At 69.7% G+C, this 21663-nt stretch carries 22 protein-coding genes; 3 read left to right on the plus strand and 19 right to left on the minus strand.

Annotated features, from left to right (window positions below):
- Position 1: 1 nt before the first annotated feature.
- The 8 genes from A2G96_RS23910 to A2G96_RS23945 form a co-directional block, all read right to left on the minus strand.
- Positions 2-1402, minus strand: a complete 1401-nt coding sequence (locus A2G96_RS23910) for an HlyD family secretion protein (RefSeq protein ID WP_062802697.1) — start codon at positions 1400-1402, stop codon at positions 2-4.
- 503 nt (positions 1403-1905) lie between these two features.
- Entirely contained in the window at positions 1906-3372 is a 1467-nt protein-coding gene (locus A2G96_RS23915) for an MFS transporter (RefSeq protein WP_062802698.1), read from the minus strand.
- A gap of 34 nt (positions 3373-3406) precedes the next feature.
- Positions 3407-5335 (minus strand): TRAP transporter large permease, encoded by a 1929-nt coding sequence (locus tag A2G96_RS23920; RefSeq protein WP_062802699.1) that lies wholly within the window; start codon positions 5333-5335, stop codon positions 3407-3409.
- Positions 5332-5970, minus strand: a complete 639-nt coding sequence (locus A2G96_RS23925) for a TRAP transporter small permease subunit (protein WP_062802700.1) — start codon at positions 5968-5970, stop codon at positions 5332-5334. Before A2G96_RS23925 ends, A2G96_RS23920 begins: the two co-directional genes overlap by 4 nt.
- Positions 5971-5988: 18 nt before the next feature.
- Positions 5989-7143 carry a TRAP transporter substrate-binding protein gene (locus A2G96_RS23930; RefSeq protein WP_062802701.1) on the minus strand — a complete coding sequence of 385 codons (1155 nt, stop codon included), beginning with the start codon at positions 7141-7143 and terminating at the stop codon, positions 5989-5991.
- A gap of 286 nt (positions 7144-7429) precedes the next feature.
- Complete coding sequence (locus A2G96_RS23935) at positions 7430-8137, minus strand: intradiol ring-cleavage dioxygenase (RefSeq protein ID WP_062802702.1); 708 nt, start codon at positions 8135-8137, stop codon at positions 7430-7432.
- Positions 8138-8182: 45 nt separating this feature from the next.
- Positions 8183-8392 (minus strand): hypothetical protein, encoded by a 210-nt coding sequence (locus A2G96_RS23940; RefSeq protein ID WP_062802703.1) that lies wholly within the window; start codon positions 8390-8392, stop codon positions 8183-8185.
- Between the two features lie 345 nt (positions 8393-8737).
- On the minus strand, positions 8738-9205 hold the full coding sequence (locus A2G96_RS23945) for a nucleoside deaminase (protein ID WP_082819085.1): 468 nt from the start codon (positions 9203-9205) through the stop codon (positions 8738-8740).
- 625 nt (positions 9206-9830) lie between these two features.
- Between A2G96_RS23945 and A2G96_RS23950 the strand changes: the two genes are divergently transcribed.
- Positions 9831-11006 (plus strand): IS481 family transposase, encoded by a 1176-nt coding sequence (locus A2G96_RS23950; protein ID WP_062802704.1) that lies wholly within the window; start codon positions 9831-9833, stop codon positions 11004-11006.
- Positions 11007-11206: 200 nt separating this feature from the next.
- Here A2G96_RS23950 and A2G96_RS23955 read toward each other — a convergent pair whose 3' ends face one another.
- Positions 11207-11803 carry a helix-turn-helix domain-containing protein gene (locus A2G96_RS23955; RefSeq protein WP_062802705.1) on the minus strand — a complete coding sequence of 199 codons (597 nt, stop codon included), beginning with the start codon at positions 11801-11803 and terminating at the stop codon, positions 11207-11209.
- Positions 11804-11912: 109 nt separating this feature from the next.
- Between A2G96_RS23955 and kbl the strand changes: the two genes are divergently transcribed.
- Positions 11913-13112: a glycine C-acetyltransferase gene (kbl, locus tag A2G96_RS23960; protein WP_062802706.1), complete on the plus strand. Its 1200-nt coding sequence runs from the start codon at positions 11913-11915 to the stop codon at positions 13110-13112.
- On the plus strand, positions 13112-14068 hold the full coding sequence (locus tag A2G96_RS23965) for an L-threonine 3-dehydrogenase (protein WP_062802707.1): 957 nt from the start codon (positions 13112-13114) through the stop codon (positions 14066-14068). Before kbl ends, A2G96_RS23965 begins: the two co-directional genes overlap by 1 nt.
- A gap of 4 nt (positions 14069-14072) precedes the next feature.
- On the opposite strand, the gene ccmI is transcribed toward A2G96_RS23965, so the two are convergent.
- From ccmI to A2G96_RS24010, 10 genes are read right to left on the minus strand one after another with little or no spacing between them, the layout of a single operon-like run.
- On the minus strand, positions 14073-15290 hold the full coding sequence (gene ccmI, locus A2G96_RS23970) for a c-type cytochrome biogenesis protein CcmI (protein WP_062802708.1): 1218 nt from the start codon (positions 15288-15290) through the stop codon (positions 14073-14075).
- Entirely contained in the window at positions 15287-15760 is a 474-nt protein-coding gene (locus A2G96_RS23975; protein WP_062802709.1) for a cytochrome c-type biogenesis protein, read from the minus strand. Before A2G96_RS23975 ends, ccmI begins: the two co-directional genes overlap by 4 nt.
- Positions 15753-16295, minus strand: a complete 543-nt coding sequence (locus A2G96_RS23980; protein ID WP_062802710.1) for a DsbE family thiol:disulfide interchange protein — start codon at positions 16293-16295, stop codon at positions 15753-15755. Before A2G96_RS23980 ends, A2G96_RS23975 begins: the two co-directional genes overlap by 8 nt.
- Complete coding sequence (locus tag A2G96_RS23985) at positions 16292-18322, minus strand: heme lyase CcmF/NrfE family subunit (RefSeq protein ID WP_062802711.1); 2031 nt, start codon at positions 18320-18322, stop codon at positions 16292-16294. Before A2G96_RS23985 ends, A2G96_RS23980 begins: the two co-directional genes overlap by 4 nt.
- Entirely contained in the window at positions 18319-18792 is a 474-nt protein-coding gene (ccmE, locus tag A2G96_RS23990) for a cytochrome c maturation protein CcmE (protein WP_062802712.1), read from the minus strand. The genes A2G96_RS23985 and ccmE overlap by 4 nt, the downstream gene beginning before the upstream one ends.
- Positions 18789-18956, minus strand: a complete 168-nt coding sequence (ccmD, locus tag A2G96_RS32775) for a heme exporter protein CcmD (protein ID WP_082819086.1) — start codon at positions 18954-18956, stop codon at positions 18789-18791. The genes ccmE and ccmD overlap by 4 nt, the downstream gene beginning before the upstream one ends.
- Positions 18953-19744 carry a heme ABC transporter permease gene (locus A2G96_RS23995; RefSeq protein ID WP_062802713.1) on the minus strand — a complete coding sequence of 264 codons (792 nt, stop codon included), beginning with the start codon at positions 19742-19744 and terminating at the stop codon, positions 18953-18955. Before A2G96_RS23995 ends, ccmD begins: the two co-directional genes overlap by 4 nt.
- A complete protein-coding gene (gene ccmB / locus A2G96_RS24000; RefSeq protein ID WP_062804113.1) occupies positions 19741-20418 on the minus strand; it encodes a heme exporter protein CcmB in 678 nt (225 codons plus the stop codon). The genes A2G96_RS23995 and ccmB overlap by 4 nt, the downstream gene beginning before the upstream one ends.
- Before the next feature lie 5 nt (positions 20419-20423).
- Positions 20424-21074, minus strand: coding sequence for a cytochrome c biogenesis heme-transporting ATPase CcmA (gene ccmA, locus A2G96_RS24005; RefSeq protein WP_082819087.1), 651 nt, complete (start codon positions 21072-21074; stop codon positions 20424-20426).
- On the minus strand, positions 21071-21658 hold the full coding sequence (locus tag A2G96_RS24010; protein ID WP_062802714.1) for a cytochrome c3 family protein: 588 nt from the start codon (positions 21656-21658) through the stop codon (positions 21071-21073). Before A2G96_RS24010 ends, ccmA begins: the two co-directional genes overlap by 4 nt.
- Positions 21659-21663 lie beyond the last annotated feature (5 nt).

Consider the following 21663-nt stretch of genomic DNA (forward strand, 5'->3'; position numbering starts at 1 on the left):
CTTACAGCGAGGCCCGCAACTGGCCCAGCCAGCTCTGGTTCAGCGTGACGCGGGCCCAGCGGCCCATGCCGCAGTGCCCGGACTGCGCCGGCGCCGCTGCTGCCGCCGTGCCTGCGGTAGCGGGCGCGGCCGCGCTGCCGGACGCCGCGCCAGCCTTTGCCGGCAGGTTGCCCAGTGGGCGGTCGAGCTTGGCGATGACGTAGATCTCGTTCTTCTCGATCGGCGGGAACGGCACGAAGTAGCGCGCCTGGTCGCCGTCCGGCGCGCGCGGCAGCACCTCGGCCACCGACGCCGGCAGCGCCGTGGCCACGCCGTCGACCTGCACGTTCAGGCGCGCACCGGGCAGCAGGTTGTCGCTGAGGCTGCGCGGGAAGACCGCCACCACGCGCGTCTGCGCGCAGTTGCTGGCGCGCGCCAGCGTGGCGCCGGCGGCGACGCGCATGCCCGGCTGCGCGATCAGGTCTTCGATGGTGCCGGGCTCGGGCGAGCGGATCTCGAGGTTGGAGAGCCGGTCGATGCGTTCCTGCTCGGTCGCGATCATTGCGTCGACGGACTTGCCGTAGGCTTCGAGCTGCTCCAGCTCCGCGGTCAGCTGTGCCGCTTCCGCGCCCAGCACCTGGCGGCGCTGCGCCAGCGTGGCGCTGGGGCCGTCGGTGGAAGATGCATAGACCTTGTTGCGCGATGCCTGGCTTTCGCCGATGGCATTGTCGAGCTCGGCCTTGGCCGCGGCCTTGGCGTTGGACAGCATCGACAGCTGGTAGCGCGAGGCATTGGTATAGGCCTCGCTGACCGCGCCGGCCCACTGCATGCTCTGGTTGCGGTTGACCACTTCCTGCTGCTGGTCTTCCTGCGCCTTGGCCGAAGCCAGCCGCGCTTCCAGCGCGCGCACGCGCGCGGCATGCTCGCGTTGCGCGGCGCTGTTGTAGCGCTGCAGGTCCTGGTCGGTGGCGGCCATCAGCCGGCGGTTGCTTTCCAGCCGCGCCTTGGCCGAGTCATAGCGCTGCTGGTTGTCGAGCTTCTTGCCGGTCAGGTCGACCAGCAGCGAACGATCGATGTTGGGGTTCTGCACCACCATCAGCGCCTGGTTGGCCGTGAACGGCTGGCCCGCGGCCACCATCTGCTTCATCACCACGCCTTCCACCGGCGAGGTCACGAGGCTGACGGGGCTGTTCACCACCGCGCGTTCCGACGAGCGCGTAAACACATTTGGAAACATGATCGTCAGCACGGCCCAGATGATGAACAGCACCACGCCGTAGCCCGCCATGCGCGGCACGATGTGCCACAGCGGCACGGCGACCGGCTGCGGACGCTGCACCAGCCCGTCGCCCTGGGGTTGGCGCAGCGGGGCCGGGGTCAGTGAGTGTGGGCGCGGCGGCGGGTTGTTGCGCTGGTCGGCCATGGTGTTGTTCTCCGGCAAGCAAAAGTCAAAAAGCATCCCCGCCGGCATCCGGCGCATGGATGCCGGGCGAGCGTATCCGTCAGGCAAGCGTGTGGCGTCGCGCAAGGGCAGTCGCGCGTGGCCCGGCTTGCAAGTCCCCAATTCAGCTTGTTGTATGCAGCACGCGCGATGTGGCTGGGCCGTATCGGCGCACTTTGCAATCGGACCGACATACCGCATGCAGCGGCGTGCAGCCCGTGGAGTTGCCCGGCTTCATCCAGGCAGAGTTGAACAATGGCCAGTCGATGGCCAAGACATGGCGGCCCGCTGAAGCAAAGATTCACGCACTCAGGCCGCCGCAGGTGAGTTAAGGCTAGTCAGTTGCCCCTTCGCTTGCTGTAAGAATGTGTAAGAGGAGGCTGTAGCACTGCTTAACACGGCAGGGAGAAGTGGGCGCAGAAGTGGGCGTAAAAGAGGCCGTAAAAGAGGCCGTAAAAGAGGCCGCAAGGGGCCGCGCAGCGTCTCTATTCGTCGCTGCCGAGCGGCGGCGCGATATGCTCCAGCGGGCGGCGTTCGGCATCGATGCCGAAGCGCAACGCCAGCAGCCCGGCGACGATCACCAGCGCCGCGCCGAAGCCGTAGCCCGCCGCCACCGCTTCGCGGCTGCCGCTCTCGATCAAGGCGCCCAGCAGCAGCGGCGCGATAAAGCCGCCGGTGCCGGTACCCACGGCGTAGAACACCGAGATCGCCAGCGCGCGCATTTCCAGCGGGAACACCTCGCTTGCGGTCAGGTAGGCGGAGCTGGCCGCGGCGGAGGCAAGGAAGAACACGGCGGACCAGCACAGCGCCTGCGTGCGCGCGTCGAGCCAGCCCTGCACGAAGGCCCAGCCTGTGAGCGCGAGGCCAACGCCGGACAGCACGTAGGTGGCGGCGATCATGCGCCGGCGCCCGACGTGGTCGAACAGTGGACCCAGCAGCAGCGGCCCGAGCGCATTGCCGAGCGCGAACGGAAAGATATACAGCGCCACGCGCGCTTCCGGCACGCCGTAGAAGCGCGACAGCACCAGCGCATAGGTGAAGAAGATCGCGTTGTAGAAGAAGGCCTGCGCCACCATCAGCGCCAGCGTGATCAGGCTGCGCTGGCGAAAGCGCCGCAACAGCAGGCGCATGACCTCGCCCGCGCCCGGGGCTGCGCGGCGGCGCATTGCCACCGCGGCGCAATCGGGCGACACCGGCGGCAGTGGCCCATGGCTGGCGCGTACTTCGGCCTCGATCGCGGCGATGATCCGTTCGGCCTCGTCCAGCCGGCCGTGCGTGGCAAGCCAGCGCGGGCTCTCCGGCACATGCCGGCGCACCAGCACGATCGCCACCGCCAGCACCGCGCCGAGCGCGAAGCAGGCGCGCCAGCCCCACACCGGCCCGAAGACGCGCGCATCCAGCAACACCAGGCTGAGCCCCGCGCCCAGCGCCGCACCGAGCCAGAAACTGCCGTTGATGGCCAGGTTCACGCGTCCCCTGACGCGCGCGGGAATCAGTTCGTCGATGGCCGAATTGATGGCGGCATACTCGCCGCCGATGCCCAGGCCGGTGCAGAAGCGGCAGGCGGCAAAGAAGGCAAAGTCGGGCGCGAACGCGGTCGCCAGCGTGGCCACCATGTAGACGGCCAGCGTGGCCAGGAACAGCCGCTTGCGGCCGAGCCGGTCGGCCATGCGCCCGAACACCAGCGCGCCCAGCACCGCGCCGGCGATATAGAGCGAGCCCGACCAGCCCACCTCGGTCGCGCTCAGCCCCAGCGTATCGGGCCGCTCCAGCACCGCGCCGACCGAGCCGACCAGCGTGACCTCCAGGCCATCGAGCACCCACGCGATACCCAGCGCGATCGCCACGCGCCAGTGCCAGCGCGACCACGGCAGGCGGTCGAGCCGCCCGGGAATGTCGGTGCGGAAGCTGGTATCGGGGGGCGGGCTGGCGAGGGCGGTATCGGCTGGCATTGCCAACCAGTATAGGAAACGCGGGCAGTGCCGCTCAGCGGTACAGCACGGTCGGCAGCCACAGGCCGATTTCTGGGAAGACGTAGAGCAGCACCAGCGCAATGACCTGGATGCCCATGAACGGCAGCATGCCGAGGAAGATCTGGTTCAGCGTGACATGGGGCGGCGCCACGCCCTTCAGGTAGAACGCGGCCATCGCCACCGGCGGCGACAGGAACGCGGTCTGCAGGTTCAGCGCCACCAGCAGCCCGAAGAACAGCGGATCGATGCCGAAGTTGTCCAGCAGCGGGATAAAGATCGGCATGAAGATGATGATGATCTCGGTCCATTCCAGCGGCCAGCCCAGCAGGAAAATGATCAGCTGCGCCAGGATCATGAACTGCACCGGCGACAGGTTCATCGACAGCACCCACTGCTCGACCAGCGCCTGCCCGCCCAGCAGCGCGAACGCGGCCGAGAAGATCGACGAGCCCACGAACAGCCAGCACACCATGGCGCTGGTCTTGGCGGTCAGCAGCACCGATTCCTTGAGCACGCCGAAGTTCAGCTGGCGGTAGGCGGCCGCGAGCAGCGCGCCGCCCAGCGAGCCGACCGCGGCGGCCTCGGTGGGCGTGGCCAGCCCGAACACGATCGAGCCCAGCACCGCCAGGATCAGCAGCGCCAGCGGGAAGAACGACGTCAGCAGCATCTTGAAGATTTCCACCCGCGCAAAGCTGAAGCGCCAGTAGAAATACACCAGCAGCAGGCCCACCACCGCCAGCGTGATCCAGAACCAGCGCGGTGCCGCGACGGCCGCGGCGGCAGGTGTCGATGGCGGCCGGGCGTCGGCTTCGGTGGCGGATGGCGTCGCGGACGTGGCCGGTGCGGCAGGCGTGGCCGGTGCCGCGGCGGCCGGCGCCGCCGGTTCTTCCGCTGGCGGTGCCGCCAGGTCGTCCACCGCCGCGCTGCTTTCCTCGGCGCCGCCCAGCGACAATGGGGCCTCGATCGCGATACTCGCGGCCGGCGCGGTGACTGCGCTATAGATGGTACCCATCACCAGCGCCGTCGCCAGCGCCGGCAGCAGCACGATGCCGAGCTGGCGCGCGAACACGGCACTCGGCACCTCGGCGTTGCGCGGACCCTTGAGCGCGCGCATCAGGCCCGCGCCCAGCGCCGGCAAGGCATGGGTGGCACCGCGCGCCTGCAGCGTGCGCGCCACCGGCGGCAGCGGCACCACGCGTTCGGCTTCCGGCAGCGGCGGCGCCAGCGCGGGCTTGAGCTTGGCCAGCAGCACGATGTAGAGCACATAGAGCCCGGTCAGCATCAGCCCGGGGAAGAAGGCGCCGGCATAGAGCTGCACCACCGAGACGCCCGCGGTGGCGCCGTAGACGATCAGCAGCACGGATGGCGGAATCAGGATGCCCAGGCAGCCGCCGGCAGTCACCGCGCCGGCCGACATCGAGGTGCTGTAGCCCGCGCGCAGCATCGCCGGGAACGCCAGCAGGCCCATCAGCGTGACCACCGCGCCGACGATGCCGGTGGCGGTGGCGAAGATCGCGCAGGTCACCAGCGTGGCCACTGCGAGCGAGCCCGGGATCCACGCCAGCGCCAGGTGCAGGCTGCGGAACAGTTTCTCGATCAGGTTCGAGCGCTCGACCAGGTAGCCCATGAACACGAACAGCGGGACCGAGATCAGCACATCGTTGGTCATCACCGCATAGGCGCGCTGCACCATCAGGTCCAGCGTCTGCTGTACCGCGATCTCCGGGTTGGCGTTGCGGTAGGCCAGCCAGGAAAACAGCACGCCCATGCCCATCAGCGTGAAGGCGGTGGGAAAGCCCAGCATGATCGCCACCACGATCAGCGCCAGCATCAGCAGGCCCAGGTGCCCGCTGGTCCAGTCGCCCTGTGCGGGCATGAACCACGCCACGCCGCCGATGATCAGCACCATCAGGGTCACGCCGAACCACAGTTCCTTCCTCATCGGCCGGCTCCCGGCGGGTTGTCGCGCGGCGGCGCAGCGTCGGCCTGTCCGGCCAGTTCAGCGGTCGGCGTGGCGTGCACCATCTCCTTGAGCTTGTCGACGTCGACTTCCTCGACATCGCCTTCGCGCAGCGGCCAGTTGCCGCTGCGCAGGCACATGATGCAGCGGATGGTCTCGGCCACGCCCTGAAGCAGCAGCAGCGCGCCGGCCACCGGGATCACCGCTTTGAACGGATAGATCGGCGGGCCGTCGGCGGCAATGGAAGAGTGTTCGTTCTGCGCCAGCGAGACCTCGAAGAAGTCGATGCCGGCCCACGCCAGCGCGATCACGCCGGGAAAGAAGAACGCCAGGTACAGCACCAGGTCGATGCCGGCCTGCATCCGCGGCGACAGGAAGCCGTAGAGGATATCGCCGCGCACGTGGCCGCGCTTGGCCAGCGTGTAGGCGCCCGCCAGCATGAACAGCGTGCCGTACAGCATGTTGCTGGCATCGAACACCCAGGCGTGCGGGGCGCCCAGCGCATAGCGCGAGAACACCTCGTAGCTGATCATCAGCGTGAGCGCGATGATCAGCCACGAGGCGGCCTGGCCGACGAAGGTGCTGAGCCAGTCGATGCGCAGCAGCAGGCGTTGCACGGCGCGCGTCCCGGGGGCTCAGCCGCGCTTGGAGAAGTAATGGCTGGAGGCCAGCCGGTAGTCGACGTTGGTATCGTTCTGCCAGCGCGTGGAGCGCTGCGCGAAGGCCTTCATCGAATCATTGACCTTCTTGAACATGGGGTTCTCTTTTTCCTTGCGCGCGACGATCTCGTCCCAGATCTTCAGCTGCGCCTGCAGCACCGAGTTGGGGGTGGCGTAGAACTTCACGCCCTGCTGCTGCAGCGCCTGGTAGTCCTTGGAATAGCGGTCGATCGCCTTCATCGACATGTCGGCCGAGGCCGCGTCCACCGCATTGGCGATCAGCGCCTTGAGCTTGGCCGGCAAGGCGTCGTAGCGCTTCTTGTTGAACAGGATCTCGAACTGCTCCGAGCACTGGTGGAAGCTGCGCAGCATGCAGATCTTGGACACGTCCTGGAAACCCAGCGCGCGGTCGGAGCTGGCGTTGTTGAACTCCGCCGCATCGAGCAGGCCGCGGTCCAGCGCCGGCACGATCTCGGCACCCGGCAGAGCGTTCACCGCGGCGCCCAGGCCGGTGAAGATATCGATCGACAACCCGACGGTGCGGAACTTCAGGCCCTTGAAATCTTCAGGCTTGGTGATGGGCTTCTTGAACCAGCCCAGCGGCTGGGTCGGCATCGGCCCGTACAGGAACGACACCACGTCCAGGTTCAGGCTGCGGTAGATCTCCTGCTGCAGTTCCTTGCCGCCGCCGTACTTGTGCCAGGCCAGCAGCATGTTCGGGTCCATGCCCCAGGCCGGGCCCGAGCCCCACAGCGCCAGCGCCGAGTTCTTGCCGTACCAGTACGCGATCACGCCATGGCCGCCGTCGAGCGTGCCCTTGCTGACCGCGTCGATCAGGTCGAAGGCCTTGACCACCGCGCCCGCGGGCAGCAGCTCGATCTTGAGGTCGCCGCCCGACATGTCGTTCACCTTGGTGACGAAGTCGCCGGCGAACTCGTGGAAAATATCCTTGGTCGGCCAGGTGCTCTGCCAGCGCATCGTGACCGGCCCCTGTGCCTTGACGATGGCCGGGAAGCCCATGGCGGCCGCGCCCGCGGCAGCGCCGGCGGCACCGCCCAGAAAGCCGCGCCGGGAGACACTGCTCCCCTGGCCGCTGCTCCGCCCCTCTGATTTCCTCGCCCTGGATGCCATGACCGTCTCCCTCTGATGAGTGTGGGACTACCCGCGAGCGCGCCGGCCATGGGGGACCGAGGCCGCTCGCCACTGACGCGAACACCGGAAAAGTCGGGAAAAACTGGAGCATGCTGGGCCAGCGGAGGCGCGGCAGTCCTGCGGACAGGCAGGGGTGCCGGGCAGGTGGCCCGTGATTCCCTTCATGGTAGGAAAGGCACAGGCAACCACAATCTAGGGATTACCCGCGCGGTGTGCGCCGGCGCACTTTGCGGCGCTGCAAGCAGTACTGCACTCGCGCGCGGGCTCAGGCGCGCGCGATGCCGACGGTGAAGCGGCCCTCGAGCATTCCTGCTGCGTCGGCGGCCTGGCGCACTTCGACGAGGTTGGGGCGCGGGCCGGCAATGGGGTCCTGCACCGTGGCGCGCGCCGGCACGCCGTGCGCACGGTAGGCCGGATGGCTGCCCAGCACCTCGCGGTTGAGCGCGTCGCTGAAATACAGCTGGCTGGTCAGCGCCTCGGCACTTCCAAGCAGCACCTTGAAATGGATATGGATGGCGCGCGGCGCGTACCAGCCGGGATAGATCGAGGTGAAGGTGGCGACGCCGTCGCGGTCCGCCGGCTGCACGCCGCGCAGGAAGCGCGCCTGCCGGTCAGTACGGCCTTCACTGCGCCCTTCGCCGCTGTAGTGGCCTTGCGCATCGCAGTGCCAGATGCTGACCAGGGCACCCGGCACCGGCGCGCAGCCGCGTCCGGCATCGACCACGCGGATGCGCAGCCGCAGCGGCTGGCCGGGGCGGCCGTCGCGGATATCGGCGCGCACCAGGGCATCGTCCAGATAGAACGGGCCTTCGGTGGCGGCCGGGGTCAGCAGGCAGGCCGCGGGCGTCGCCGCCGCGGCCGTGCCCGGCGCGATGCCGGCCGCGGCCAGCAGGCCCAGGTCGCGCAGGAAGCGGCGGCGCGCCGCGTCGGGATCGGCGGGGGCGCCGGCATCAGGTGCCGGGCCCGTGGTCATGGTGGCCTCCGTGGTGTGGCGAGTGGGCCGGGCCGCAGCGCGGCCTCACCGTCCCATGGCCTTGAGCATGGAATAGCCGTGGCTGGTGATGCGCGGCGCCTGGCGGCGGCCGTGCAGGACTTCGAGGTGAACCAGTTGCTTGTCGACCAGGGCCTTGAGGTCGATGGGATCGATCTGGCGGGAATCGGTGGAATCGAGGGAATCGGGGCCATCGCTCAGCAATAGCAGCGTGGCAAGTTCATGCGGGCTCAGCACGTTCGTCTCCTTGGCTAGAGGGGGGCGTTTGCTGGGAGTCTGCGCGGCGACATTGCGCCGGCGGGAATGGGGCAACACGACTCGCGTAACACGATGCGCGGGACGATCCGGCACGGGGCGCTGCATGTTGCGCTGCAGTGCCGCAGCGCAGCCGGGTGTCTCGCGCAATCCACTGGTTTGACGGAAGGGTCCGCGCGCGGTTCCACGCTGCCGCCGGCCGTTACATGTGACCCACTGTCGCAGCGCCGTCATTCCCATATTAGCCGGCCCCGGTGACAAGCCGATGGCCATGCCGTCATCGTGGACAAAGGGAGCGGCAGCCATCCGCTCCCGGTCATGCCGCCGTTACTGGCCCTGGCGCGCGCGCCAGGCTTCGTACAGGTCGACGCCCTGGTCGCGCGCCGGTACATAGGCCAGCTTCATTTCGCGCTGGTCGAGCGGACGGGCCAGCTCGACATAGCCGCGCTCGGCGGACAAGTCGTAAGGGGCGCCATCCTCGTTGGAATACGCGTAGTAGACCGCCTCGACCCCGGCCAGGTACATCGCGGTCAGGCACATCGGGCAGGGATAGCCGCTGGCGTACACGGTGCAGCCGCTCAGGTCGGGCTTGCCCAGCGCGCGGCTGGCGGCGCGCACCGCCTGCATCTCGGCATGCGCGCTGGGGTCGCAGGTGGCATCGACCTCGTTGACCGCGCGCGCCAGCACCGTGCCGTCCCTGACCACCACGGCGCCAAAGGGCCAGGTATTGCGCTCGCGCACGTTCTCCATGGCGAGGCGGATGGAATCCAGCAGATAGGCTTCGGTTGTCGACACGCGTTGTCTCCGGTCAGGCCTGGCCCGCGCAGGCGGACATGATGCGGGCATGGCGACTATAGGACAGCGTGCGGGGGCACGGTGGCGCGGGTTGTTATAGAGCGTATTCGGCTTTTGGTTTGCGCGGAATCGGGGGTTGTCGTGCTTGGCGGGCGTGGCTGTTTCGCCGGCGCAGCCGGCGACCTACTTCTTGGCCGAGCCCCAAGAAGTAGGCAAGAAGCGCGTCGCCTGAGCGGCTGGCTAAGGCGGCGTTGGCGGTTCGAACGGCGGTGACTTGCGGTCGTGCTGGTGGCGGTTCGACCCTGCTGACGCTACCTGGATGTGCCTGGCGTTCTAGGTCGGATGGACGAACCCGACTTTAGGTCGGTGGCAGCCTTCTAACTGCGTTGTTGGTGGGACGCCTTCGGCTGCGCTGCGCGCGCTCCCTATCTCAGATCCACTGCTCTGGCACGGAGTGCGTCGCTGCGCTCGCACGCGTTGTCGAGGGCGAGCCGAAGGACTTTTCTCTTCCGCTTGTTTGCTCCCCTCTCCCGCGTGCGGGATGTATGGACCGGGGACATAGGTGACAGGTGTGCGAGGACATGGTTGACACTCCCGGGCAGATATCTGCCCGGGAGAACGAACCATGCCGTGGAGCGCCCGAGACACCATGAGCCTTCGCCTGGAGTTCATTGCCCTGGCTTCCCAGCCGGGATGCAACCGTCGGGAGCTGTGCCGACGGTTCTCGATCAGTCCGCAAACCGCTTATAAGTGGCTGGCCCGGCATCGGCAGGAAGGCGCCGCGGGCTTGGCCGACCGGCCCAGGCGGCCGCACCACAGCCCCGAGCGCACCGCTGATTTCCTGGAGGAACTGGTGCTGATGCTGCGCCGCGAACACCCGACCTGGGGTGGGCGCAAGATCAGCCGCAGGCTGTCCGACCTGGGCCACGCCGAGGTGCCTGCGCCCAGCACGGTGACCTCGATCCTGCATCGACATGGTCTGATCGATCCGCAGGCCAGCGCCCAGGCCACCCCCTGGCGGCGGTTCGAGCACGACGAACCCAACGAGCTGCTGCAGATGGACTTCAAGGGTCAGGTGCCCAATGAGCAGGGCGTCTGCTTTCCGCTCACGCTGATCGACGACCATTCCCGCTTCAACCTGTGCCTGGCAGCCTGCGCGGACCAGCGCCGCCAGACGGTGCAGCAGCAGCTGATCGGGGCCTTCCGCCGCTACGGCCTGCCCCGGCGCATCACCATGGATAACGGCCCTCCATGGGGAGGCGGCGACGAAGAGGGGCTGGGCTACACCAGGCTGACGGTCTGGTTAATGCAACTAGGGATCCGGGTCAGCCATTCACGGCCCTATCACCCACAAACACAGGGCAAGGACGAGCGGTTCCACCGCACCCTGAAGGCCGAAGTCCTGCAGCACCGCCGCTTCGTGGACAACACCGAGGCGCAGCAGGTCTTCGATCGATATCGCTACGTGTACAACCACGAGCGACCCCATCAGGCCCTGGACATGCAGGTGCCGGCCCAACGCTATCGCGTGAGCAGCGTGGCCTACCCGGAGGCGCTGCCGGAGGTGCAGTACCAGAGCGGCGACCGTGTCTACAAGGTCGACAGCAGCGCACGGATCATGGTTGGCAACCGGCGCATCAAGATCGGCAAGGCGTTCATCGGCCAGTGGATCGCGCTACGCCCGACCCGGCGCGACGGCGTGTTGGCCATATGGTTCAGCCGCTTTGAAATCGGCGAAATTAGCCTGCACGCCGCAGCGGCGTGCAGGCCACAAGCATCACCTAGGGACGTAACCCCCTGACGTCTACAATGTGTCCACCATGTCCTCGCACATGCGTCCACCATGTCCCCGGTCTATACAGCGGGAGAGGGGCGGGGGTGAGGGCCAGCGCGTCAACGAAGTCCCGTATGCAAATTCACCTTTGCCCCCCGCTGCAGCGGGCGGCCCCGAAATCGTCGCACCGCCGAAGCACCGCGCCGTGCCGCTGCTGCCCTTGCGTGTCAGCCCGGATGCACTACAACCAGTAGTGCGGTGGCCGTGGTCTTGCCACCATTGGAGATTGCATGTGCGACATCGGCCGCATAGCGCGCGGTCTCGCCGTGCCGCAGCTTCTTTTCATCGGCGCCCGCGCGCACCGTCATCGATCCGCTCAGCACCGACAGGTGTTCCTGGGTGCCGGCCTCGTGCGGCTCGGAGGCCAGCACGCCGCCGGCCTGGATCGTCAGCTCATACCACTCGAAACGCCCGGCCAGGTCGATCGGGCCCAGGATGCGCAGGTCGCAGCGCGTGTCCGGGCTCTTCAGCGACGGGATCGCGTGCGGCTGGACCACGGTGATGCCGCCGCCGGGACGCTGCGCGGCGCCGCCGGCGAGGAAGTCGGTCAGGCTTACGCCGAGCGCATTGGCCAGCCGCCACAGCACCGCCACGGTCGGGTTGGCGAGGTTGCGTTCGATCTGCGACAGCATCGACTTGGATACACCGGCGCGGCGCGACAGTTCGTCGAGCGACAGCCGCTGCTGCTGGCGCAGCGCCTGCAGCGCCGTGCCGACGGCGGGCGGCCCGTCGGCCGGCGGGGTCTGGAGCAGGGCTTGCGTCATGGAATGATGTTCGTTATATTGCCCAAAACGTTCGATATATAGAACGTGTTCGATTTATCGATCGGATCGTAGCACATCCGCCCATCCTCGAATCCAACGGAGCCAAGCCATGCCGAATGCCCAGGCGTTCTATGCGTCCATCCGCGACGAGCTGCAGTCCATCCGCGACGCCGGGTTGTACAAGAACGAGCGCGTGATCGCCACGCCGCAGGGCGCGCGCGTGCGCACCAGTGACGGCCGCGAGGTCATCAACCTGTGCGCCAACAATTACCTGGGCCTGTCGTCGCACCCGCGCGTGATCGAGGCCGCGCACGAGGCGTTGCGCACGCATGGTTTCGGCCTGAGCTCGGTGCGCTTCATCTGCGGCACCCAGGACCTGCACAAGACGCTCGAGGCGCGGCTGTCGGCCTTCCTCGGCACCGAGGACACCATCCTCTACGGCTCGGCCTTCGACGCCAATGGCGGCTTGTTCGAAACGCTGCTGGGGGCGGAGGACGCGGTCATCAGCGATGCGCTCAACCACGCCTCGATCATCGACGGCATCCGCCTGTCCAAGGCGCGGCGCTACCGCTACCAGCACAACGACATGGACGACCTGCGCGCGCAGCTGGAACAGGCGCGTGCCGACGGCGCGCGCTACACGCTGGTGTTCTCCGACGGCGTGTTCTCGATGGACGGTACCGTGGCGCGCCTGGACCAGATGCGCGCGCTGTGCGACGAGTACGGTGCGCTGCTGGGCATCGACGAATGCCATGCCACCGGCTTCATGGGCCAGCGCGGCCGCGGCACGCACGAGGCGCGCGGGGTGTTCGGCAAGATCGACATCATCACCGGCACGCTCGGCAAGGCGCTCGGCGGCGCGTCGGGCGGCTTCACCAGCGCGCGCAAGGAAGTGGTGGCGCTGCTGCGCCAGCGCTCGCGGCCCTACCTGTTCTCGAACACGGTGGCGCCGGCGATCGTGGGCGCGTCGATCGCGGTGCTCGATATCCTCGAAGGCAGCACCGAGCTGCGCGACCGGCTCGAGCGCAATACCAAGTTCTTCCGCGCCGGGCTGGACCAGCTTGGCATCGACGTCAAGGCCGGCGACCATCCCATCATCCCGATCATGGTCTACGACGCCGACAAGGCGCAGCAGCTGGCGCAGCGGCTGCTGGAGCTGGGCGTGTACGTGGTGGGCTTTTTCTATCCGGTGGTGCCCAAGGGGCAGGCGCGCATCCGCGTGCAGATGAGCGCGCTGCATGACGAGACCACGCTGCAGGCGGCGCTCGACGCCTTCGGCCAGGCCGGGCGCGAACTGGGGCTGATCTGATGGGCGACGGCACACCGAAGATCCTGATCGTCGGCGCCAACGGCCAGATCGGGTCCGAGCTGGCGCTGGCGCTGGCCGAGCGCTACGGGCGTGGCAACGTCATCACCTCCGACGTGGTGCCAACCGGCCGCCATGTGCAGCTGACCCACGAAATGCTCAACGCCACCGACCGCGGCGAACTGGCCACGGTGGTAGAGCGCCATGGCATCACCCAGGTCTACCTGCTGGCCGCGGCGCTGTCCGCCACCGGCGAGAAGGCGCCGCAGTGGGCCTGGAACCTCAACATGACCAGCCTGCTCAACGTGCTCGAACTGGCGCGGCAGACCGGGCTGGAACGGGTGTTCTGGCCCAGTTCGATCGCCGCCTTCGGCCCGACCACGCCGGCCGCGCACACGCCGCAGCAGACCGTGATGGAGCCGACCACGGTCTACGGCATCTCCAAGCAGGCGGGCGAGGGCTGGTGCCGCTGGTACCACGCCAACCATGGCGTCGACGTGCGCAGCGTGCGCTATCCCGGCCTGATCTCGCACAAGACCCCGCCCGGCGGCGGCACCACCGACTATGCCGTCGACATCTTCCATGCGGCGGTGAAGGGCGAGCCCTACACCTGCTTCCTGCGCGAGGACGAGGCCCTGCCGATGATGTATATGCCCGATGCCATCCGCGCCACCATCGAACTGATGGAAGCGCCGGCGGACCGGCTGAGCGAGCGCGGCAGCTACAACATCGCCGGCATGAGCTTTACGCCGGCGCAGATCGCCGCGGCCATCCGCGAGCAGGTGCCGGGCTTCCAGATCCGCTACCAACCGGACTATCGCCAGGCGATCGCGCAGGGCTGGCCCGATTCGATCGACGACGCGGTCGCGCGCGCGGACTGGGGCTGGCGCGCGCAGTACGGGCTGCGCGAGATGGTGGCCGACATGCTGGCCAACCTGAGGGCGACGCTGCCGGGCTGAGCGGCTACGGCACCGGGTTGCCCTCGATCCTGCGGTCGATGGCAATGCGCACGCCCTCGCTGCCGACCGCCACCGGCCCGGTGCGCCCGACCAGGTCGCCCGCCTTCGGCAAGGCGCTGCCGCTGGCGGAGATCCGCGCTTCCACTATCACCTGCTGCTGGCCCGAAAGCCGATGGTCGGGGCGCATCGCCATGGCATCGTCCAGCGTGAACGACAGCGGCAGGTCGCGTGCCGCGCGCCGGAGCACGGCCAGCGGCATGCGCGTGCCGTCGACGGGCAGGGCATAGACGAACAGCGTGTCGCCAGGTTGCGGCGCGCGCCCGGCCTGCTCGCTCAGCGTCACCATGCCGGTGATGGCCGCGGCCGGCGCCGCGGCGGGCGTGCCGCGCGCGGCCGCGAGGTTGGCGGCGATGCGCGCCGCGGTCTGCGAATCCGCCGGCAGCAGCCGGTACAGGTGTTCCCAGTAGCCGATCGCCGCCTGCCGGTCGCCGCGCTCGGTCGCCGCGCTGGCGGCGAGCGCCAGGCCCTTGGGGTCGTCGGGATCGAGCGCCAGCGCCTGGCGCACCTGCGCCATCGGCGCGCCGTCCAGCACGCCGCCGTTCAGTGTGGCCAGCACGTCAGCGTAGTCGGAGCGCAGCGCCGCCACTTCAGGGGCCAGCTCGACCGCGCGCGCGTAGGCGGCCGCGGCATCGGCATGGCGCTCCAGCACGCTGTACGAACGCGCCAGCATGGCCCAGCCCTGCGCATCGCCGGGCGCTTCGCGCAAACGCTGCGCGAGCTGGTTGACCATGCCCTCGACCTGCGCGCCGCTCAATTGGTGCTCGCTGCCGCGGGCCGCGGGCAGGTCGTCGGCACGCCATAGCGCCACCGGATTGCCCAGATGCAGGTAGAGCAGGATGGCGGCGCTGGGCAACGCCGCCAGCAGCACTGCGGCGAGCAGCGGCGAGGGCCCCGCGCCGGCGGGCGTGGTGTTGGTGCCGGCGGCTTCGTCCAGCAGCCGGCGGCCCAGTTCATCGCGGGCTTCGGCATGGCGGGTTGCGCTCAGGGTGCCGGCGTGCAGGTCGCGGTCGAGCTCGCGCAGCTGGTCGTGGTAGAGGTCGACCAGCAGCGCGCGCTCGGGCGTGGCGGGGCTGGACGTTGCGCGGCGGCGCAACAGCGGCCAGAGCAGGCATGTGGTGGCCGCGGCGATCAGCGCGGCGGCCAGCAGCCAGAAGGTGGTCATGGCGGGCGGTGCTCCGTGGTCGAGCCATCCAGCAAGTCCGCAAGCTGGCGCCGCGCGGCGGCGTCCAGCGGCGCCTCGGTCGTGGCGCCGGCATCAGGTCTGCGCGAGCGCGCGTGCACGATCGCGGCCACGGCAGCGGCCAGCAGCAACAGCGGCCCGAACCACAGCAGCCACGTCAGCGGCCGCAGCGGCGGCTGGTACAGCACGACGTCGCCGTAGCGCTGCACCAGGTAATCCTTGATGGCGGCATCGCTGGCGCCGTCGCGCAGCTGCGCGCGAATCTGGCGGCGCAGGTCCACCGCCAGCTCGGCGTTGGAGTCGGCCAGGGTCTGGTTCTGGCAGACCAGGCAGCGCAGCTCGCCGGACAGCGCATGCACGCGCGCGTCGAGCTCGGCTTCGCTCAGCGCCGCCGCGTGCAGCGTCACGCCACAGAGCGTTACCGCGAGCAAGGAGCGCGCGTGGCTACGCACGGCCGTCTCCCTGCCGCTGCAACTGCTCGATCAGCGGCACCAGCTTGCGCTCCAGCACCTCGCGCGTGACCGGCCCGACCTGGCGGTAGCGCACCACGCCGTGCTGGTCGATGACGAAGGTCTCCGGCACGCCGTAGACGCCGTAGTCGATGCCGACCCGGCCGTCGGCGTCGACCAGCGACGCGGCATAGGGGTCGCCCAGCCTCCGCAGCCAGTCGCGCGCGGCGCCGGCCTCGTCCTTGTAGTTCAGGCCGTACAGCGGCACCGGCGCGCGCGCGGCAAAGTCCACCAGCAGCGGATGCTCGGTGCGGCAGGCCGCGCACCACGAGGCCCACACGTTGAGCAGCCACACCTTGCCACGCAAATCGGCGCTGGCCAGCGTGCGGCCCTCGGGCGCCAGCAGCGGCAGGTCGAACGCCGGCGCGGCCTTGCCCACCAGCGGCGACGGCAGCTCGCGCGGATCGTGGCGCAGGCCGGCGGCCAGCGCCACGGCGAGGGCGAGGAAGGCGGCCAGCGGCAGCAGGAAGCGCGTCATGCCGGGGTCTCCTTGCGGACCGAGCTCAGTGCCGGCACCGCGGGCGCATCGCTTGGGACTGGCGCATTGACCGCGCCGGTGGCGCGGCGCCGCAGCCGGTAGCGCTTGTCGCAGACCGCCAGCACGCCGCCCAGCGCCATCAGCACGCAGCCGGCCCAGATCCAGCCGACAAACGGCTTGACGTGGATGCGCACGGCCCAGGCGCTGCCGTCGGCATCGTTGCCGACATGCTCGCCCAGCGCCGCGTAGAGATCGCGCGTGACGCCGCTGTCGATCGCCGCCTCGGTGGTGGGCAGGTCCTGGCTGCGGTAGATGCGGCGCTCGGGATGCAGCACCGCGACGCGCCGGCCGTCGCGCGAGGCCACCAGCGTGCCGCGCAGCGCGTCGTAGTTGGGGCCGCCGGCTTGCGTTACGCCGGCAAAGCGGAAGTCGTAGCCGCCCACGCTGACGCTGTCGCCGGCGCGCATCGGCAGCTCGCGCAGGCTTTCCTGACCGGACACCAGCGTCACGCCGGCGATAAAGACGCCCACGCCGGCGTGCGCCAGCAGCATGCCCCAGTAGCCGGGCGTGAACTGGCGCAGCGCCGCCAGCCGGCGGCCGCGCTGGTGCTGCAGCCGCGCCGCCACGCTGGCTACCGCGCTCAGCACGCACCACGCCGCCAGCATCAATCCCAGCCCGCTCAGCGCCGAGGCATTGCGCAGCGCCAGCAGCAGCCCCGCGCCGATGGCTGCGCTGGCCAGCGCGGCCCAGCGCAGCCGGCGCGCCATGCCGGGCAGGTCGCCGTGGCGCCAGCGCACCAGCGGCGCGGCGCCCATCAGCAGCACCGCGGGCGCCATCAACGGCACGAACACCTGCTCGAAATAGGCCGGACCGACCGAGATCTTGCTCAGTCCGAGCACATCGACCAGCAGCGGGTAGAGCGTGCCAAGCAGCACCGTGGCGGCGGCCACCGCCAGCAGCACGTTGTTGGCCAGCAGCATCGACTCGCGCGACACCGCCGCAAACGCCACGCGGCGCGCCAGCGCCGGCGCGCGCCAGGCGTACAGCGCCAGCGCCAGCCCGGTCACCAGCCCCAGCAGCGCCAGAATGAAGATGCCGCGCTTCGGGTCCACCGCGAAGGCGTGGACCGAGGTCAGCACGCCCGAGCGGACCAGGAAGGTGCCGAGCAGGCTCAGCGAGAACGTGAAGATCGCCAGCAGCACGGTCCATGCGCGCAACGCGCCGCGCTTTTCGGTGACCGCCAGCGAATGCATCAGCGCGGTGCCGGCCAGCCACGGCATGAACGAGGCATTCTCGACCGGGTCCCAGAACCACCAGCCGCCCCAGCCCAGCTCGTAGTAGGCCCAGGCGCTGCCGAGCATGATGCCCAGCGTCAACAAGGCCCACGCCACCGTGGTCCACGGGCGCGACCAGCGCGCCCAGGCCGCGTCGACGCGCCCGGCCAGCAGCGCGGCCACGGCAAAGGCAAAGGTCACCGAGAAGCCGACGTAGCCCATGTATAGCAGCGGCGGGTGGAACACCATGCCGGGATCCTGCAACAGGGGATTGAGGTCGCGGCCTTCCATCGCCGGCGGCAGCAACCGCACGAACGGGTTGGAGGCAAACAGCAGGAACGCCAGGAAGCCGGCGCTGATCGCGCCCATCACCGCCAGCACGTGCGCCACCGCGGCCAGCGGCAGCTGCCTGCTCCATACCGACACCGCCAGCGACCACAGTGCCAGCATCAGCGTCCACAGCAGCATCGAGCCCTCGTGCCCGCCCCACACCGCGGCGATGCGGTAGGCCAGCGGCAGCGCGCTGTTGGCGTTCGCGGCGACATAGCGCACGCTGAAGTCGTGGTCGACGAAGCACCAGGTCAGCGCGGCGAACGACAGCGCCACCAGCCCGCATTGCACGCGCGCGGCGGGGCGTGCCAGTGCCATCCATGCCAGCCGGCCGCGCGCCGCGCCGGCCAGCGGCACCACCGCCTGCACCACGGCCACCAGCAGCGCGACGATCAGCGTGAAGTGGCCCAGCTCGGCGATCACCGGCGCACCTCCTGCGTGGCCATGGCCCCGGCCATGCGCGGGTTGGCCTGGCCGGCCTGCTTCAGCGCATCGGCGGCCTCGGGCGGCATGTAGTTCTCGTCGTGCTTGGCCAGCACCTCGCTGGCGACAAAGGTGCCGTCCGCGCGCAGCTGGCCGCGCGCGACCACGCCCTTGCCTTCGCGGAACAGGTCGGGCAGCAGGCCGCGATACTGCACCGGCACCTCGCGCGCGGTGTCGGTCACGACGAAGCGCACCGTCATGCCGTCGCCCTCGCGCCGGATCGACCCTGGCGCGACCAGCCCGCCCAGCCGGAAGCTGCGCGCCACCGGCGCCTCGTGCGCGGCGACCTGGCTCGGGCTGTAGAAGAACACCAGGTTGGAACGAAAGGCATTGAGCACCAGCGCCGCCGCGACGCCGCAGCAGGCCAGGGCCGCGGCCAGCAGCCCGAGGCGGCGCTGGCGCGGCGTCATCGCCCGGCTTCCCCGTCGGTGTGCCGGCGCGTGGCCCGGCTGCGGCGCGCCAGCAGCACCAGTTCCAGCGCCAGCAGCAGCGCGCTCACGCCGAACGCGCCGGCGATGAAGACGCCGTGGCGGCCATCGGTCAGCAGCGACGGCAGCAGCGAGGCCAGGGTCATGCGCGCTCTCCGTCGGTCATGGCCGGCCCGTGCGGCACCTCGCCGCGTTCGCGCAGGATGCAGCGCACGCGCACCAGCGCCACCGCCACCGTGTACAGCCAGCACGCCAGCGTCATCAGCAGCATGCCGGCCAGCATGGTGGCGGCCATGGTCGGCGCCGCGGTCAGGCTGACCGAGGCGCCCTGGTGCAGCGTGTTCCACCACTGCACCGAGAAATAGATCACCGGGATGTTGACCACCCCGACCAGCGCCAGCACCGCGCAGGCGCGCTCGGCGCGGCGCGGCTCGTCGATGGCGGCTTCCAGCGCGATAAAGCCCAGGTACAGGAACAGCAGGATCAGCTCGGAGGTCAGGCGCGCGTCCCATACCCACCACGTGCCCCAGGTGGGCTGGCCCCACAGCGCGCCGGTCCACAGCGCCAGCACGGTGAAGAGCGCGCCGGTCGGCGCCAGCGCCGACGCCATCATCGATGACAGCCGTGTGCGCAGCACCAGCGCCAGCGCGCAGTAGCCGGCCATGACCAGGTAGATCAGCATCGACATCCATGCCGCCGGCACATGGATAAAGATGATGCGGTAGACCTCGCCCTGCTGCGCGTCGGTGGGCGCCACGCCGAAGCCGACATACAGGCCGGCAAGCGCGAATAGCGCCGCCGCGGCGAAGCACCATGGCGCCATGCGCCCGGCCAGCGGATAGAAGCGCACCGGCGCGGCATAGGCCAGCCAGCTGCGGCGCGCGCGCGCAGGTGACGCGATGCGCTGTGGCAACGAGTGCTGCGGCTGGCTCATGCCGGCGTCTCCATGGCAATGCGCAGCCCGGCGGCGGCGGCCAGCGGGCACAGCAACAGCGACAGCGCCAGGCACGCGCCCAGCAGCGAGAACTGCGCCGTCACGTCGAGCCCGGCATCGGCCGCGGCCGCGGCCGCGGCGCCGAACACCAGCACCGGCACGCACAGCGGCAGCACCAGGATGCACAGCAGCACCGCGCCCCCGCGCAGGCCCAGCGTCAGCGCCGCGCCCACCGCGCCGATCAGGCTCAGCGCCGGCGTGCCGACCAGCAGCGATGCCGCCAGCAACAGCGCGGCGCCGGGCGGCAACCCGTACTGCTGCGCCAGCAGCGGCGTCAGCACCAGCAGCGGCAGCCCGCTGGTGAGCCAGTGCGCGGCGATCTTGGCCAGCACCAGCAGCGCCAGCGGATGCGGCGACAGCAGCAGCTGGTCCAGGCTGCCGTCGGCATGCTCCTGCGCGAACAGGCGCGACAGCGACAGCATCGAGGCCAGCAGCGCCGTCACCCACAGAATGCCCGGCGCCAGCGCGCGCAACTGCTGCGGCTCGGGTCCGAGCGCCAGCGGGAACAGGCTCGCGGCCATGACGAAGAACACCACGCCGCCGAGCAGGCTGCCGCGCCGCCGCCACGACAGCGAGACATCGTGCGCGACGATGGCGGCGAGCGTGCCTGGCATGCCCATCATGCACCCGCTCCGTCCAGCCGCAGCACCGCGCCGCCGCCGGGCAGCAGCTGGTGCGTGGCGATCACGGCCATGCCGCCCGCGGCCAGGTGCGCGTCGAGCTGGCGCTGGAAGCGCGCGCAACTGTCGGCATCGAGCGCGGTGACCGGTTCATCCAGCAGCCACAGCACGCGCGGCGCCAGCGCCAGCCGCGCCAGCGCGACGCGGCGCCGCTGGCCTTGCGACAGCGTGCGCACCGGCACGTGCGCGACGCGTTCCAGCGCCTGCGCCGCGAGCGCGCGCGCGATGCTGGCGGCTCGCTTGCCCGCATCGGCATGGTGGCCAGCGAGGCGGGCGGCAAAGCGCAGGTTCTCGGCCGGGGTCAGGTCGATGTCGATGCCGTTGGCGTGGCCGAGGTAGGCCAGCGCCTGCTGGAACTCGGGGTCGGCGGCGCGCAGCGGACGGCCATGCCATTGCAGCGTGCCGGCATCGGCGCTGGCCAGGCCGCACAGCACGCGCAGCAGCGTGGTCTTGCCGCTGCCGTTGGCGCCCAGCACCTGCAGCAGTCCGCCCGGCGCCAGGCCGAAGCCGATGCCTTGCAGCACCGTGCGGTCGGCGCGCGCCACCGCCAGGCCGCTGGCGCTGAGCACGGGCGCGGCGGCAGGCGTCATTTGACCTCGGCCCCGGACATGTCGGGCAGATGGTGGGCGATGCCCTTGTGGCAGTCGATGCAGGTCTTCTCCTTGTTGGCCAGGTAGGTCGAATGCATGGCCTGTGCGCGCGGGCTCTGCCGGGTGAAGTCCATCGACTGGTAGTCGTGGCAGTTGCGGCATTCCAGCGAATCGTTGGCCTTGAAGCGGGCCCATTCGTGCTGGGCCAGCGTGAGCCGGTGCGCCTGGAATTTCTCGCGGGTGTCGACGGTGCCGAAGATCTTGGCCCAGACCTCCTTGGACGCCTGCATCTTGCGCGCCATCTTGTCGGTCCAGTTGTGCGGCACATGGCAATCGGAACACTTGGCGCGCACGCCGCTGCGGTTGGTGAAATGGATGGTGCCCTGCAGCTCCTGGTAGACGTTGTCGCGCATCTCGTGGCAGCCGGTGCAGAACTGCTCGGTGTTGGTCAGCTCCAGCGCGGTGTTGAACGCGCCCCAGAACACCACGCCGGCGATAAAGCCGCCCAGCGTCAGGAAGCCCAGGCTGAAGTACGCGCTGGGCCGGTTGATGGTCCGCCAGTAACGCTTGATCAGGTCGAGCATGGCGC

It is taken from the genome of Cupriavidus nantongensis (assembly GCF_001598055.1).
In the GTDB taxonomy this organism is placed as follows: domain Bacteria; phylum Pseudomonadota; class Gammaproteobacteria; order Burkholderiales; family Burkholderiaceae; genus Cupriavidus; species Cupriavidus nantongensis.